Origin of the sequence: Scandinavium tedordense, assembly GCF_024764965.1 — a bacterium.
Lineage (GTDB): Bacteria > Pseudomonadota > Gammaproteobacteria > Enterobacterales > Enterobacteriaceae > Scandinavium > Scandinavium tedordense.
Window position 1 is genome coordinate 107,364 of record NZ_JALIGG010000058.1, and the last position, 14,614, is coordinate 121,977.

A 14,614-nucleotide genomic window follows, 5' to 3' on the forward strand; every position below is an offset into this window, starting at 1 on the left:
GCAAAGCCCCGGCAGCTTGCGTTGCCGGGGAATGTCAGAGGTTATGCGATGGCGTTTTCTTCCAGTTGCTGCATAAAGTTGCGCACCCACTCCATACGGTTTTTCCGCTCTGTCAGTTCCTGGAAGAACTTCAGGCGCGTCGGCCCATCAAGCCGATAATGCTGCGGCTGTTTTTGCAGCAGACCAATCAGCCAGGCCGGGTTGACGTGGTTTTTCTCGTTGAACTCAATCACGCCGCCTTTTTCGTTGCCTTCAAGCTTACGAATGCCAAGCTTCTGCGCTTGCTGGCGCAAACGGGCGATATCCAGCAGGTTACGCGCGGCATCCGGTAACAGGCCAAAGCGGTCGATAAGCTCGACTTTTAGCTCATCCAGCGCCTGTTCGCCTTTGGCGCTGGCGATCCGTTTATAGAACGACAGCCGCGTGTTGACGTCAGGAATGAAATCCTCCGGCAGCAGAGACGGCATCCGCAATTCGACTTCCGTTTGCTGGCTGGTCAAATCTTCCAGCGACGGCTCTCGACCTTCTTTCAACGCGTCTACCGCATTTTCCAGCAGCTCCATATACAGCGAGAAGCCGATGGTTTCCATCGATCCGCTCTGATCTTCGCCGAGCAGTTCGCCCGCCCCGCGGATCTCCAGATCGTGCGTCGCCAGTGCAAAACCCGCGCCTAAATCTTCCAATGAGGCGATGGCTTCAAGGCGTTTTTGCGCATCGGTGGTCATTGCTTTCGGGTGCGGGGTCAGCAGCCAGGCATAGGCCTGATGGTGCGAACGGCCCACGCGGCCCCGCAACTGGTGCAGCTGCGCCAGACCGAAGTGATCCGCACGTTCGATGATGATGGTGTTGGCGGTTGGAATGTCGATCCCGGTTTCGATAATGGTGGTGCACACCAGCACGTTGAAACGCTGGTGGTGGAAATCGTTCATCACGCGTTCCAGTTCGCGTTCACGCATCTGGCCGTGGCCGATGGCAATTCGCGCTTCTGGCACCAGTTCCGCCAGCTTATCTGCCGCTTTTTGGATGTTTTCTACGTCATTGAAGAGGTAGTAAACCTGCCCGCCACGCAATACTTCACGCAGAATAGCTTCACGAACCACCAGCATGTCGTATTCACGCACGAAGGTTTTAACCGCCAGACGACGCGCAGGCGGCGTGGCAATAATCGACAGGTCGCGCATACCGCTCATCGCCATATTCAGCGTACGTGGAATCGGCGTAGCGGTCAGAGTCAGAATGTCGACGTCGGCACGCATCGCTTTGATACGTTCTTTGTGGCGCACACCGAAACGGTGCTCTTCATCGACGATCAGCAGGCCGAGATCGCGCCACTTCACGTCGCTTTGCAGCAGTTTGTGCGTCCCAATCAGAATATCGATTTTCCCCTCGCTGGCCTGTTCCAGAATTTGCGTCTGCTCTTTGGCACTGCGGAAGCGGGAGAGCATTTCGATGCGCACCGGCCAGTTGGCGAAGCGGTCGCGGAAATTGTCAAAGTGCTGTTGTGCCAGCAGGGTGGTGGGCACCAGCACCGCCACCTGCTTATTATTTTCTACTGCCAGGAACGCGGCGCGCATAGCGACTTCTGTTTTACCGAAGCCCACGTCGCCGCACACCAGACGGTCCATCGCCAGCGGCTGGCACATGTCACTCAGCACAGCGTTAATCGCCTGGGCTTGATCCGGCGTGGTTTCAAACGGGAAGGTATCACAGAAAAGTTGGTACTGGTCGCGATCGTGTTTAAAGGCAAAGCCCGATTTTGCCGCGCGCTGGGCGTAGATATCCAGCAGTTCTGCGGCTACATCACGTACTTTTTCAGCGGCTTTCTGACGCGCGCGCGCCCAAACGTCGCCACCCAGTTTATGCAGCGGGGCGTTGTCTTCCGCACCTCCGGCGTAACGGCTGATCAAATGCAGCGACGATACCGGCACGTACAACTTGGCGTCGTTAGCGTAGGTGAGCATCAGATACTCACCGGTAATGCCCCCGGCTTCGAGAGTGGTCATGCCCGCGTAACGGCCGACGCCATGCTCCAGATGCACCACTGGCTGACCAGGATGCAGCTCGGCCAGGTTACGAATCAGCGTATCCGGGTTGATGGTCCGACGTGAATCCTGACGACGGCGCGCCACGCGCTCACCCAGCAGATCGCTTTCGCAAATCAACGCCCGGTTACGCCGCGTGTCGATATAGCCGTGTTCGGCGGAGCCAATCATCAGATAGCGGCCGTTGCCCTCACACTCATCCAGACGCTGAATGCGTTTTGGCGAGAGTTTAATGCGCGCCAGCAGTTCGCCCAGCGCTTCACGACGCCCTTCACTTTCTACTGAGAAAATAATCGGCCCATCGAAGCCTTCGAGGAAGCGACGCAGACTGTCCAGAGGCGCTTTTTGCTGGGCCTGGACCGCGAGATCCGGCAGCTTCTGATAGCCAAGATTCACGTTCGCGGCTTTATCGGTGAGCACGTCCGTTTTCAGCTGAATGCGTGGCCATTTTTTTAGCTCGCTGAACAACTCATCGGTGCGCAGCCACAGGTTTTCAGGCTCCAGCAGCGGACGCATCGGATCAACGCCACGGTTTTCAAAACGTCCACGGGTGTCGGCTTCAAAACGTTGAGCGCTGGCTTCCGGGTCTCCGGTATTCACCAGCAGCGTATTGGCCGGGAAATAGCTGAACAGGGGCGGTAACGGCTCGCTGAAGAACAGCGGCTGCCAGTATTCGATGCCTGTTGGTAACGTGCCTTTGCTCACTTGCTGATAGATGTGTTCCGCGTCGCGTTTAACCTCAAACTTATCGCGCCATTGGCTGCGGAACAGTTCGATGGCAGTTTTGTCGGTCGGGAACTCGTGCGCAGGCAGAAGGTTGATGGCATCGACCTCCTCCAGCGTGCGCTGGGTATCGGCATCAAATAGCCGCAGACTGTCAATTTCGTCATCGAAGAAATCCAGACGGTACGGTCGGTCGCTGCCCATCGGGAATAAGTCCAGCAGCGCGCCACGGGTGGCGTATTCACCGTGTTCCATGACCTGATCAACATGACGATAACCCGCGCTGTCGAGCTGCGTCCGCAGCGTATCGCGTGAAAGGCGCTGACCTTTTTGCATCACCAGCGCATGACCGTGCAGATAGCTGTGCGGGCACACGCGCTGCATCAGCGTATTCACCGGTACGATCAGCACGCCGCGCTGCATGGTTGGTAGCTGATAGAGCGTCGAAAGGCGCGAGGAGATAATTTCCTGATGCGGCGAGAAACTGTCGTACGGCAGCGTTTCCCAGTCGGCAAGGTTCATGACCAGTTCGTCGGTAAACTGGGCAATTTCATCTTGCAAACGCAGGGCATTTTGCATATCGGGGGCGATAAGCACCACCGGGCCACGGTGGCGTTCGATAATCTGAGCAACTTCTGTTGCGCAGGCGGCGCCGGTTAACTCACCGAGCAGACGCTGCTCGCCCGCCTTCGTCGGTAGGGCGTATCGTTGTTTTTCAGGCATAAATAATGTCGGGGTCCCGTAAAGGTTTACCCCCTGATTATGGGGGCAAACCGCCGCTCTTCAATGAAGATTATTATCCTCAATCGACCGACATTAGCAAATCAGGGCGCGATTATGGCCGACTGGCTGCCAAAGACGGAGGGGAAAAGAAGATATCGCCCGCCAGGCGCTGGGAAAGTCTGCGGGCCAGCATTCCTGTCGCCACGCACATCAGCAGGCTGAAGAACGGATAGAACAACAGGATCGTGAGTTCAACCGACGGCGAGCGCGCCTGGGCGCTAAACCAGCCGATAAGCAGGAGACTGAAAATCTCCACCAAAATTCGGTGGGTGGTGTAAATCGCAATGGTATTTGAACCAACCATATTTAGCAGAGAACGCTCTGACGGTGGGAAGCGGCGACCCATGGCGTAGAACAGCTTCATGATCGCAAAAATCGACAGCAGCGACAGGAACAGCGGCGTGCGCGCGAACCACAGCACAACAGAAAACAGGGCGAATGCACCGAGGGCCAGCCAGCGCTGACGCACGTTAAAAGCCATCATCCACGCCATTAACGCCGTGCCGTACCATGCGCCTAATGCGTAATAGATGACGTTACGCAGCACACTGTTCATACCCCACCACGGCGTCGGCAGGAAATTAATCGCAATGCTGAGCAGCGCCAATCCGGCAATCATCAGCGTTTTACCGCGCGAGGTCAGCTTGCACAGCACGAAGTAGGCAATAAGCGCGTACAGGTACCACAGGCTGGTGCTGGCGGTGAGCATCCCCTGCACAAATTCGCCAAGGTTGTTGGCATAAGCTGCATTCGCGCTGCTGCTTACATCACGATCCGGCGCCAGCCACTGCGTGATATGGCTCAACGCCTGCCATTGTAAAATGCCCCACAGTGCCAGCACCCACAGGATGTTGCCGACTCGTTTGCCAAGGCTGTCACGCCACGAAACCCCGTCGATGTAACGTTGGATCAGAAATCCGGAGATAAAAAAGAACACCGGCATACGGAAAGGAGCCAGATAGAGATTGAAGTACACCCAGCACTTCGCCAGTGTCCCAGACCACGGATGCTGGAAGTCGCTGAGATGCGGATAGAAGGTGATCACCGAGTGGTAAAATACCACCAGGCAGATGCATAGCCCCTTGATTTGATTGAGCCATAATGTTTTTTCTTTCATGACGATCCACGTTTTTCATTGCCATTAACAAAGGACTATCCTCAAGGGCTTTTAACGAGGAGTAATGGGTAACATTCTGTATTTGATTCATTTTCAGATAAAGATCAGGGTGCGGCTATCTGGTATAGCGCATTTACGCTCAGGTCTTTCGCTTATATACTCGGGCTCTAGCTAACAGCAACCAGACGGATTACATGTACCAACCTGTCGCACTATTCATTGGCCTGCGTTATATGCGTGGGCGCGCAGCGGACCGCTTCGGTCGCTTTGTCTCCTGGCTGTCGACCATCGGCATCACGCTCGGCGTAATGGCGTTGGTGACCGTGTTATCGGTCATGAACGGTTTTGAGCGCGAGCTGCAAAACAACATCCTTGGGCTGATGCCGCAGGCGGTTCTGAGCGCAGACCAGGGTTCAGTGAACCCGCAGAAAATTCCTGAAACCGACGCCAAGCTGAACGGCGTGACCCGCGTTGCGCCGCTGACTACAGGTGATGTGGTTATCCAAAGCCCGCGCAGTGTGGCAGTAGGCGTGATGCTCGGTATCGATCCGAACCAAAACGATCCGCTGACGCCGTTCCTCGTTAACGTCAAACAGACCGCGCTGGAAAATGGGCAGTACAACGTCATTCTTGGTGAGCAACTGGCCGGGCAACTGAGCGTCAAACGTGGCGATCAAATCCGCATCATGGTGCCGTCCGCTAGCCAGTTCACACCGATGGGGCGTGTGCCGAGCCAGCGTTTGTTTAACGTCATTGGCACGTTTGCCGCTAACAGCGAAGTCGATGGCTACCAAATGCTGGTCAATATTCAGGATGCCTCTCGCCTGATGCGCTATCCGCTCGGCAACATTACCGGCTGGCGTTTATGGCTCGATAAGCCGTTGGAAGTCGACACGCTGAGCACCCAGAAACTGCCTGAAGGCACCAAATGGCAGGACTGGCGCGAACGCAAAGGCGAGCTGTTCCAGGCCGTGCGCATGGAAAAAAATATGATGGGCCTGTTGCTGAGCCTGATCGTCGCCGTTGCCGCATTCAACATCATTACGTCTCTGGGCTTGATGGTGATGGAGAAACAGGGCGAAGTCGCGATTCTGCAAACACAAGGGCTGACGCCGCGCCAGATTATGGCGGTGTTTATGGTTCAGGGTGCCAGCGCTGGCGTGATTGGCGCGCTGCTCGGTGCACTGCTTGGCCTGCTGCTTGCCAGCCAGCTCAATAATTTGATGCCGATTATCGGCGCGTTCGTTGACGGCGGCGCACTGCCGGTGGCAATCGTTCCGCTGCAGGTGGTCGTCATTGCGCTGGTGGCCATGCTGCTGGCGCTGCTTTCTACGCTTTATCCTTCATGGCGCGCTGCCGCCACCCAACCCGCTGAGGCTTTACGTTATGAATAAGATCCTGTTGCAATGCGACGACCTGTGCAAACGCTATCAGGAAGGCACTGTGCAGACCGACGTGCTGCACAACGTCAGTTTCAGCATTGGGGAAGGCGAGATGATGGCGATTGTCGGTAGCTCCGGCTCCGGCAAAAGTACGCTGCTGCACCTGCTTGGTGGGCTGGACACGCCGACGTCCGGTGACGTGATTTTCAGCGGTAAGCCGCTGTCGAAAATGACGCCAGCGGCGAAAGCGGAACTGCGTAACCGCGAGCTCGGCTTTATCTATCAGTTCCACCATTTGCTGCCGGATTTCACCGCCGAAGAAAACGTGGCGATGCCACTGTTGATTGGCAAAAAAAAGCCTGCTGAAATTCAGGAACGCGCCCGCGCGATGCTGGCGGCAGTGGGTCTCGATCATCGTCGTCGTCACCGTCCATCTGAACTTTCCGGCGGCGAGCGCCAGCGGGTGGCGATTGCCCGTGCGCTGGTCAATAATCCGCGTCTGGTGATGGCGGATGAACCGACCGGTAACCTCGACGCCCGGAACGCAGACAGCATTTTCCAGCTGCTTGGCGACCTCAATAAACAGCAGGGTACTGCGTTCCTGGTGGTGACTCACGATCTGCAGCTGGCAAAACGGATGAACCGCCAGCTGGAGATGCGCGACGGTCACCTGAACGGCCAACTGACCCTGATGGGGGCGCAGTAAATGGCGTCTCCGTTATCCCTTCTTATTGGCTTACGTTTTAGCCGTGGCCGCCGTCGTGGTGGCATGGTGTCGTTGATTTCTGTGATTTCAACCGTCGGCATCGCACTGGGCGTGGCGGTGCTTATCGTCGGTTTAAGTGCGATGAACGGCTTTGAGCGTGAGCTCAACAACCGCGTGCTGGCGGTGGTGCCGCACGGTGAAATCGAACCGGTTAACCAGCCGTGGAACAACTGGCACGACGCGCTGACCAAAGTTGAAAAAGTCAAAGGTGTCGCGGCAGCGGCGCCGTATATCAACTTCACCGGCCTGATTGAAAGTGGCAGCAACATGCGCGCGATTCAGATAAAAGGCGTCGATCCTCAACAGGAAAACCAGCTCAGCGCGCTGCCGAAATATGTACAGAATAACGCCTGGGCCAATTTCAAAGCGGGTGACCAGCAGATTATTTTGGGCAAAGGCGTGGCCGATGCACTGAAGGTTAAACAGGGCGGTTGGGTATCGATAATGATCCCGAACTCTGACAAAGAGCATCAGCTGTTGCAACCTAAGCGCGTGCGTCTGCACGTGAGCGGGATTTTGCAGCTAAGCGGCCAGCTCGACCACAGCTTCGCAATGATCCCGATGCCGGATGCGCAACAGTATCTGGACATGGGCAGCAGCGTGACTGGAATTGCCATCAAGGTGAACGATGTCTTTAGCGCCAACAAACTGGTGCGCGACGCAGGCGAAGTGACCAACAGCTACGTCTACATCAAAAGCTGGATCGGCACCTACGGCTACATGTATCGCGACATCCAGATGATCCGTGCGATCATGTATCTGGCGATGATCCTGGTGATTGGCGTGGCCTGTTTCAATATCGTCTCCACCCTGGTGATGGCGGTAAAAGACAAGAGCAGCGATATCGCGGTACTGCGTACGCTGGGCGCTAAAGATGGCCTAATTCGCGCTATTTTCGTGTGGTACGGCTTACTCGCTGGGCTGCTGGGCAGCCTGTTAGGCGTGGTGATTGGCGTGCTGTGCGCGCTGAATCTGACGGCTATCATCAACGGCATTGAAAAACTTATTGGTCATCAGTTCCTGTCCGGTGACATCTATTTTATCGACTTCCTGCCATCTGAGCTTCATTGGCTGGACGTCTTTTATGTGCTGGTCACGGCACTGGTGCTGAGTTTGCTGGCGAGCTGGTATCCTGCCCGCCGCGCCAGCCGAATTGACCCTGCAAGAGTGTTAAGTGGCCAGTAATTTCGCGTCATGACCCGGCGACGTTGTCGCCTGGGTCAGTTAAGAGGAATTGCTATGTTCTACGGATTTGACATTGGCGGCAGCAAAATTGCCCTTGGGGTATTCGACGCACAGCGGCGTTTGCAGTGGGAAAAACGCACTCCGACACCGCGCGACAGCTATGAATCCTTTCTGCAAGCCGTTTGCGACCTGGTCGCTGAAGCCGATGAACGCTTTGGCGTAAAAGGCAGTGTCGGCATCGGTATTCCGGGAATGCCTGAAACCGCCGATGGCACGCTGTACGCTGCCAACGTTCCGGCCGCCAGCGGTCAAAGGCTGCGTCAGGATCTCTCTGCTCGTCTCGACCGCGATGTGCGTCTCGACAACGACGCCAATTGTTTTGCACTCTCCGAAGCCTGGGACGACGAATTCACACAGTATCCGCTGGTGATGGGGCTTATCCTCGGCACGGGTGTTGGCGGCGGTTTAGTCCTGAACGGGAAATCGATAACCGGTCACAGTTACATCACCGGCGAGTTCGGCCATATCCGTCTGCCCGTGGATGCGCTGGAAATCGTGGGGCGCGATTTTCCACTGACCCGTTGTGGCTGCGGCCAGTTGGGTTGTATCGAAAACTATCTCTCGGGCCGTGGCTTTGCCTGGCTCTATGAGCATTATAATCAGCAGGCGTTAAGCTCACCGGAGATTGTCGCGCAGTGGGAGCAGGGCGAAACCAGAGCCCGTGAACACGTCGAGCGTTACCTCGATTTGCTTGCCGTGTGTCTGGGAAATATTATGACCATTGTCGATCCTGATTTACTGGTGATCGGCGGTGGATTGTCTAACTTTACTGCGATAACAGACGGGCTGGCGACACGCTTGCCGCGCCATCTGTTGCCGGTGGCTCGTGTGCCTCGCATTGAGCGCGCTCGCCACGGCGATGCCGGAGGAATGCGCGGTGCCGCATTCCTGCATCTTACGGATTGATACAGGGGTTATTATGCAGTCGCGTCGCTTCCATCGACTCAGTCGTTTTCGCCTTACTAAACGCCGCCTGCACGATCGTCTGCGCCAGCGGGTTTTCTTCAGAGACAGAGCGGTTCCGGAAGAGATGGTTAAACCCAGAGTGGTGGTGCTGACCGGGGCGGGGATCTCAGCCGAATCCGGGATCCGCACGTTCCGCGCAGCAGATGGTTTATGGGAAGAACACCGCGTTGAAGACGTGGCGACGCCAGAGGGATTCGCCCGTGACCCGGCGCTGGTACAGGCGTTTTATAACGCCCGTCGCCAGCAGCTCCAGCAGCCCGAAATTCAGCCGAATGCGGCACATCTGGCGTTGGCAAAGCTGGAAGAAGAGCTAGGTGACCGCTTCCTGTTGGTGACGCAGAACATCGACAATCTGCATGAGAGGGCAGGGAACAAGCGCATTATTCATATGCACGGCGAATTGTTAAAGGTGCGTTGTGACTGGAGTGGACAAGTTTTTGAATGGACGGGTGATGTTACCGTTGACGATAAATGCCACTGCTGTCAGTTCCCACAGCCGCTACGTCCACACGTGGTATGGTTCGGCGAAATGCCGCTCGGCATGGACGAGATCTACGAAGCGCTGGCGATGGCCGATGAATTTATCGCTATCGGCACTTCCGGACACGTCTACCCGGCTGCTGGTTTCGTGCATGAAGCGAAACTGCAGGGCGCGCGCACAGTCGAACTCAATCTCGAACCGAGCCAGGTCGGCAGCGAGTTCGAAGAGAAACATTATGGCCTGGCAAGCGTAGTGGTCCCTGAATACGTGGCGAAGCTGCTGAAGGGGCTATAAGAGATCAGTTTTTCCACCGATGGATCTCGGGCAGTGCCACGTGCCACTGCCTGAATATCCTCATTTCACACTCATTCTGGTCACTTGCTTGCATGCAAATGCACGATTCTTACCTCCGCATAAAAAATCCCTGAGCCTAAAACATCACCGACAAGACTCGGTGGACTTCGAATATCAACGTTAATATCTTCATGTGAAGCTTACGATTCACAATATTTATTTATCAATACCATCGGGGTTTATTATTCTTCGGTTACATTTAGGCATGTTTGGTAGCAACTATCGAATTGGAAGATGACATTCAGATTGCAAAGTTGTTATCAGAATAAAAATAAAGTCTTCTGACCATCATTTGTGGTATGACAACAGAGTTATTTGCGCCTGGAAACTCTTCGAAATCTTAGGTTTGCTGCTGAAAAGTAACAAAGTATCGAGTCTTTATGCTGTAAATGCGAGTGGTAGAGGGACTGTTTAGGATTTTTTATTTATTAGCTGGATAATGGTAATACACTAAGGGAAAGACGAAAATAATTTCTGGTGCATTCTTTTTTATTGGTTATTCTAAGGGTGTACATATGGTTACATACAAAAAAATCCCCATGCGGTATAGTGCTTATGACTCTAAAAATAGCAGGTTAACGGTCAGATTTTAAAATAAAACAAATTTCAAACATTAAGATATTAACTCCTTTTCATTATGACAATTAATAAAGATATTCTTCTGCATGTCTCCATGGCATTGGCAGCAGTTCTGGTATTGGCGTTACCGCCATTGATTAGTAGTAACCATTCGCTTTTAAAGTTTCAACCGATGATCAATACAATGGAAGGAACACGTAAAGAACAGAACGAAAAAATGATGACAATATCTCATGCTTTGCAGGGGCATGCGATTTTCTTTCTGGGGGCATCAGAGGTCGTATGGTCGGGTGATGAGCCGCATGCGATATTTAATTACTTTAACCAGAATCTTCAGGTACCTGTGGTGGCCTATGGCGGCGTGATGGTAGACAGCGTTATACAATATTCGCTGTTGTCTCGTTTTAAACAGGACCTCAACAACAAAACAAAATTGGTACTGTTGCTGTCACCGGACAGTTTTTTCAGGCCAAAAGTACCGCCGAAGATTTTTGAAGATAATTTACCTGCCGATGTGTTTGCCCCTTTACTTAACGACCGTGACGTCGCTCCTGTCGTTACGCACTATCTGGAGAGCACTCGCGGGGATAAAATCAGTCATATGTCGTTCAGCCAAATGCAAATTCGAGGTTGGAATATCAGTGATATCAAGAAAGAGATGTCCTGGCAATTTGGCTCGTTTTGCGATCTGGTGCGAGATTTCTATAAGGATAAAATCCGACTAAAAAAAGCTCAGCCTGAATTATGGCCATCCTCTTCTGCCAAGTTTGAAGCAGTCGACTGGGAGAACCAGCGTCAACAAGCATTGGACCATAATAAAGAACGCAAGATAACGGCAGCAACCCACTGGATGACACCAGAGTACTTCAAAGCACGTCCGAAGCCTTTTGACTGGAGTTCACGACCTCCAGCCGAGGAACAGATCGTGGCATTTAAAAAGATGATAAAAATGCTACATGATCGCCACGTGCAAGTGATTGCGATTGTTGATCCGATGAACCCTTGGGCTATCAGTCATCGGGAAAGATATAAGAAGGCCGATGATATTGTTAAATCGACGCTGAAAGAATACCAGGTGCCTTATTACGACATGTATGAAATGCCTTATCAGAATGGTTGGAACAAAGATTATCTACACCCAACCGACCTGGCCTGGGTTGATATGGACCACTTTGTCTACGAGCAATTCAAATGATCAAGAAAGCAATCTGCCTGTTTCTGCTCTATTTTTCCCTGGCGCTGACAATTGTCGCCTGGTCGACGTCAAATGACTCAGCGAAACTGAAAGTCCAGTTTGAGTATCAGCAATTTTGATGGTGTCACTATGTATTCGAACGCGTCATTTTTTGTTTATTTATTCTCCTCAGCACTGCTCTTTGCGGGGATCAATCGTTTTTTAAAGTACCGGTTGACGTATTTGGTTTCATTTTCAGTGATTGCCCTGATTGGTTGGGCACATGTATTCCGCGGACAGTTTTTTATCCCGATAGCTGTTTTTCTTTGTTTTTATGTCGTTACCTACCTTAAAGACAAAAAGTACCTCAAGACATGGCAGGCGGTAAGTCTGACACTGTTACCGCTGGTACTGGTCAAACTTCACCTGAACAATCATTGGGGGATGATCGGCTTATCGTTTATGACATTCAGGGCTATCGATGTGCTGCTGTATCGCAAAAAAGAAGAGGCCAAAAGTTTCATTACTTATTTTTGCTATCTCTTTTTGCCATTTGTGATCCTCGCGGGCCCGATGTATCGCTGGAATACTTGGGTAAAAGACATCCGCAAACCGACTTTTACCATGACCACCGAACTTTTCCTGCAGGCGATGCAGCAAATATTCTATGGCATCGTGCAAAAGTTTTTGTTTGCCATGCTCATTGACCACTACGTTATCAGCCATTGGCGTCATCATGATTTTACGCTGACGGTCGGGATTGTGATGTCCGTGGCTTATAGCTTCTATCTCTATTTTGATTTCGCGGGATACAGCAATATGGCGATGGGGGCCGGGCGTCTGTTTGGCCTCAATATTCCTCAGAACTTTAATTTCCCATTGCTGGCCAAAAATCCGCAGGACTTCTGGCGTCGTTTCCACATTAGCCTTTCTGAATGGCTCCGGGACGTAATTTTCATGCCGGTGTATATGCATTTATTGAGGTTTGCGTTCTTCCGTAACAACAAAACCTGTGCACAGAACATCGGTATCTTCTGCACGCTGTTTTGCATGGGTGCCTGGAATGGGCTTGAGAGACACTATGTTATTAGCGGTATTCTTTTTGGTCTTATTTCTGTCTCTCACAACATGCTGTTATGGACGGCAAAAAGGCAACCTCTGCTTGAGCAGTGGTTGAAATACCCGGTTGTGTCGCTGTGTGGTCGATTTTTAACGTTGGCAAGCGCAGCGGTTTCTCTCTACATCTTCAGTGGAATGTCACCGTTATGAACCCTCAACATGATATCCAGTCTTTGCAGGATTATTTGCGTAAAACACTGCTGGATCCCGTCCGGCCAGGACAACTGGCAATCAGTGGTAGCGATGGTGAGTTAACGTGGTCTGAACTTAGCGTGGCGGTGACCGGCTGGATGGAACGTTATCATGCATCCGCCCCGCATCCCGATGCGCCTGTCGTGTTATATGGTCATCAGCAAACAGAATTTGCGGTCGCTATATACAGCTGCCTGCTGTATGGCATCACGTATATTCCTGTTGACTGTATTTATCCGACCGAACGGCTGAAAGAGATCTGCGCGCTTGCGCACGCGCCTTATTACTATGACGTGCTGCAGCGGACATTTGTGCACACTGGCGTGGCTGCCAAGCCACTGCAAGAGAGTCATCTGGCGTACATGATGTTTACCTCAGGCAGTACCGGCCAACCAAAAGGTGTGCAAATTGGCAGAGAGTCGGTGTGGAATTTCATCCAATGGGTTGGAGAATCATTTTCGCTGCCAGATGCTCCGGTTCTGATGAATCATGCGGTATTCAGTTTTGATTTATCTCTCATTCCGCTGCTGGCCAATTTAGCCAAAAATGGCCATATCGTTCTGAATTCAAAAGAGGCCATTGCCACGGAGTCATGGCTGGAATCGCTGCATCTGAAAAAAGTGTCTGCGTGGATTTCTACTCCTTCATTTGCGTATCAGAAACTGCTTTCTCCACAGTTTAATAGCGAATTTTTGCCCGATCTCGCCGTCTTTGTCTTTATTGGGGAAGTGCTGAATAAGGCGCTGGTGAAGCAATTACGCCGACGCTTCCCGAATGCAAAAATCATGAATTCCTACGGGCCAACAGAAGCAACTGTGGCAACCACGGTGGTAGAAATCACAGATGAGATGATGGCCAGCGAATCAGACCTGTTGCCCATTGGCACCATGATGCCTCATTCCTTTATGGACATTACTCCAGAGGGCGAGCTGATCATATGGGGGAAAAATGTGATGCGCGGATATCTTGGCCTGCCTGAAGAGAATGCGACCAAATTGCTTACCCGAGCAGGCACACCATGGCGGGGCTATCGAACCGGGGATCTGGGATTTTCCAAAGATTATCTGTATTGCATGGGCCGCAATGATAGCCAAATAAAGCTCAACGGCTATCGGATTGAAATTAGTGAGATTGAAGCCCGGTTGTTGAACATGGACGGTATTCATGAGGCGGTCGTACTACCGTTGATGAAACCGGGGGGCTCAGTTTTACGCATCGCGGCATTCTGTGTGTCCCATTTATCGACAGAAGAAATAAAACAAGGGCTGGCGAAGGTCGTTCCGTCCTATATGGTTCCGAGTCAGATCCTACTCAAAGATGTATTGCCATTAAATCCTAATGGCAAAATCGATCGTAAGTTGTTAGACGCGCAAGCACGCGTCAGTTGATAATGTGAGGAATAATGATGGAAGAACAAGTTCTGGCTCTGTTTGAGCGCGTGCTGTCCCGCAAGGTTGGTTTCAATGATGAACTTATTGAGTCTGACATTCTCGACTCGATTATGGCAGTCGATGTAGTACTCGAAGTTCAGGATGAGTTTGGCTGTATGATTTCGCCAACAGATGTCGCCAGCGTATTAAAAACGCCGGCGAGTCTGGCAGCCTATATTGAAGAAAACCGTTAATTATTTCGATTAAAAAAACGGCGGAGGGCATGATGCCGTCCGCCGTTTTATTCAGTGCAAGATGTAA

12 protein-coding genes are annotated in these 14,614 nt (G+C 52.4%); 10 read left to right on the forward strand and 2 right to left on the reverse strand.

Annotated elements, in window-relative coordinates:
• Positions 1 to 41: 41 nt before the first annotated feature.
• The gene (gene mfd / locus MUU46_RS19870) at positions 42 to 3,488 is read right to left on the reverse strand and encodes a transcription-repair coupling factor (protein WP_258966436.1); all 3,447 of its coding nucleotides are present in this window, start codon (positions 3,486 to 3,488) and stop codon (positions 42 to 44) included.
• A 112-nt stretch (positions 3,489 to 3,600) separates the two neighbouring features.
• Positions 3,601 to 4,665 carry an acyltransferase family protein gene (locus MUU46_RS19875; protein WP_258966437.1) on the reverse strand — a complete coding sequence of 355 codons (1,065 nt, stop codon included), beginning with the start codon at positions 4,663 to 4,665 and terminating at the stop codon, positions 3,601 to 3,603.
• 194 nt (positions 4,666 to 4,859) lie between these two features.
• Here MUU46_RS19875 and lolC point away from each other — a divergent pair, with 194 nt between their 5' ends.
• The 10 genes from lolC (at position 4,860) to MUU46_RS19925 (ending at position 14,547) form a co-directional block, all read left to right on the forward strand.
• Positions 4,860 to 6,059: a lipoprotein-releasing ABC transporter permease subunit LolC gene (gene lolC, locus MUU46_RS19880; protein ID WP_258966438.1), complete on the forward strand. Its 1,200-nt coding sequence runs from the start codon at positions 4,860 to 4,862 to the stop codon at positions 6,057 to 6,059.
• Complete coding sequence (gene lolD, locus MUU46_RS19885) at positions 6,052 to 6,753, forward strand: lipoprotein-releasing ABC transporter ATP-binding protein LolD (protein ID WP_258966439.1); 702 nt, start codon at positions 6,052 to 6,054, stop codon at positions 6,751 to 6,753. The genes lolC and lolD overlap by 8 nt, the downstream gene beginning before the upstream one ends.
• Positions 6,754 to 7,998 (forward strand): lipoprotein-releasing ABC transporter permease subunit LolE, encoded by a 1,245-nt coding sequence (gene lolE / locus MUU46_RS19890; RefSeq protein ID WP_159761458.1) that lies wholly within the window; start codon positions 6,754 to 6,756, stop codon positions 7,996 to 7,998.
• A gap of 54 nt (positions 7,999 to 8,052) precedes the next feature.
• Positions 8,053 to 8,964 carry an N-acetylglucosamine kinase gene (nagK, locus tag MUU46_RS19895; protein ID WP_258966440.1) on the forward strand — a complete coding sequence of 304 codons (912 nt, stop codon included), beginning with the start codon at positions 8,053 to 8,055 and terminating at the stop codon, positions 8,962 to 8,964.
• Between the two features lie 13 nt (positions 8,965 to 8,977).
• Complete coding sequence (cobB, locus tag MUU46_RS19900; protein ID WP_258966441.1) at positions 8,978 to 9,799, forward strand: Sir2 family NAD+-dependent deacetylase; 822 nt, start codon at positions 8,978 to 8,980, stop codon at positions 9,797 to 9,799.
• 733 nt (positions 9,800 to 10,532) lie between these two features.
• Positions 10,533 to 11,633: a D-alanyl-lipoteichoic acid biosynthesis protein DltD gene (locus MUU46_RS19905; protein WP_258966442.1), complete on the forward strand. Its 1,101-nt coding sequence runs from the start codon at positions 10,533 to 10,535 to the stop codon at positions 11,631 to 11,633.
• Positions 11,630 to 11,752: a hypothetical protein gene (locus MUU46_RS19910; RefSeq protein ID WP_258966443.1), complete on the forward strand. Its 123-nt coding sequence runs from the start codon at positions 11,630 to 11,632 to the stop codon at positions 11,750 to 11,752. Before MUU46_RS19905 ends, MUU46_RS19910 begins: the two co-directional genes overlap by 4 nt.
• Positions 11,753 to 11,762: 10 nt before the next feature.
• A complete protein-coding gene (locus MUU46_RS19915; protein WP_159761466.1) occupies positions 11,763 to 12,881 on the forward strand; it encodes an MBOAT family O-acyltransferase in 1,119 nt (372 codons plus the stop codon).
• Positions 12,878 to 14,311 (forward strand): AMP-binding protein, encoded by a 1,434-nt coding sequence (locus tag MUU46_RS19920; protein WP_258966444.1) that lies wholly within the window; start codon positions 12,878 to 12,880, stop codon positions 14,309 to 14,311. Before MUU46_RS19915 ends, MUU46_RS19920 begins: the two co-directional genes overlap by 4 nt.
• A gap of 17 nt (positions 14,312 to 14,328) precedes the next feature.
• Positions 14,329 to 14,547, forward strand: a complete 219-nt coding sequence (locus MUU46_RS19925; RefSeq protein WP_159761558.1) for an acyl carrier protein — start codon at positions 14,329 to 14,331, stop codon at positions 14,545 to 14,547.
• Positions 14,548 to 14,614 lie beyond the last annotated feature (67 nt).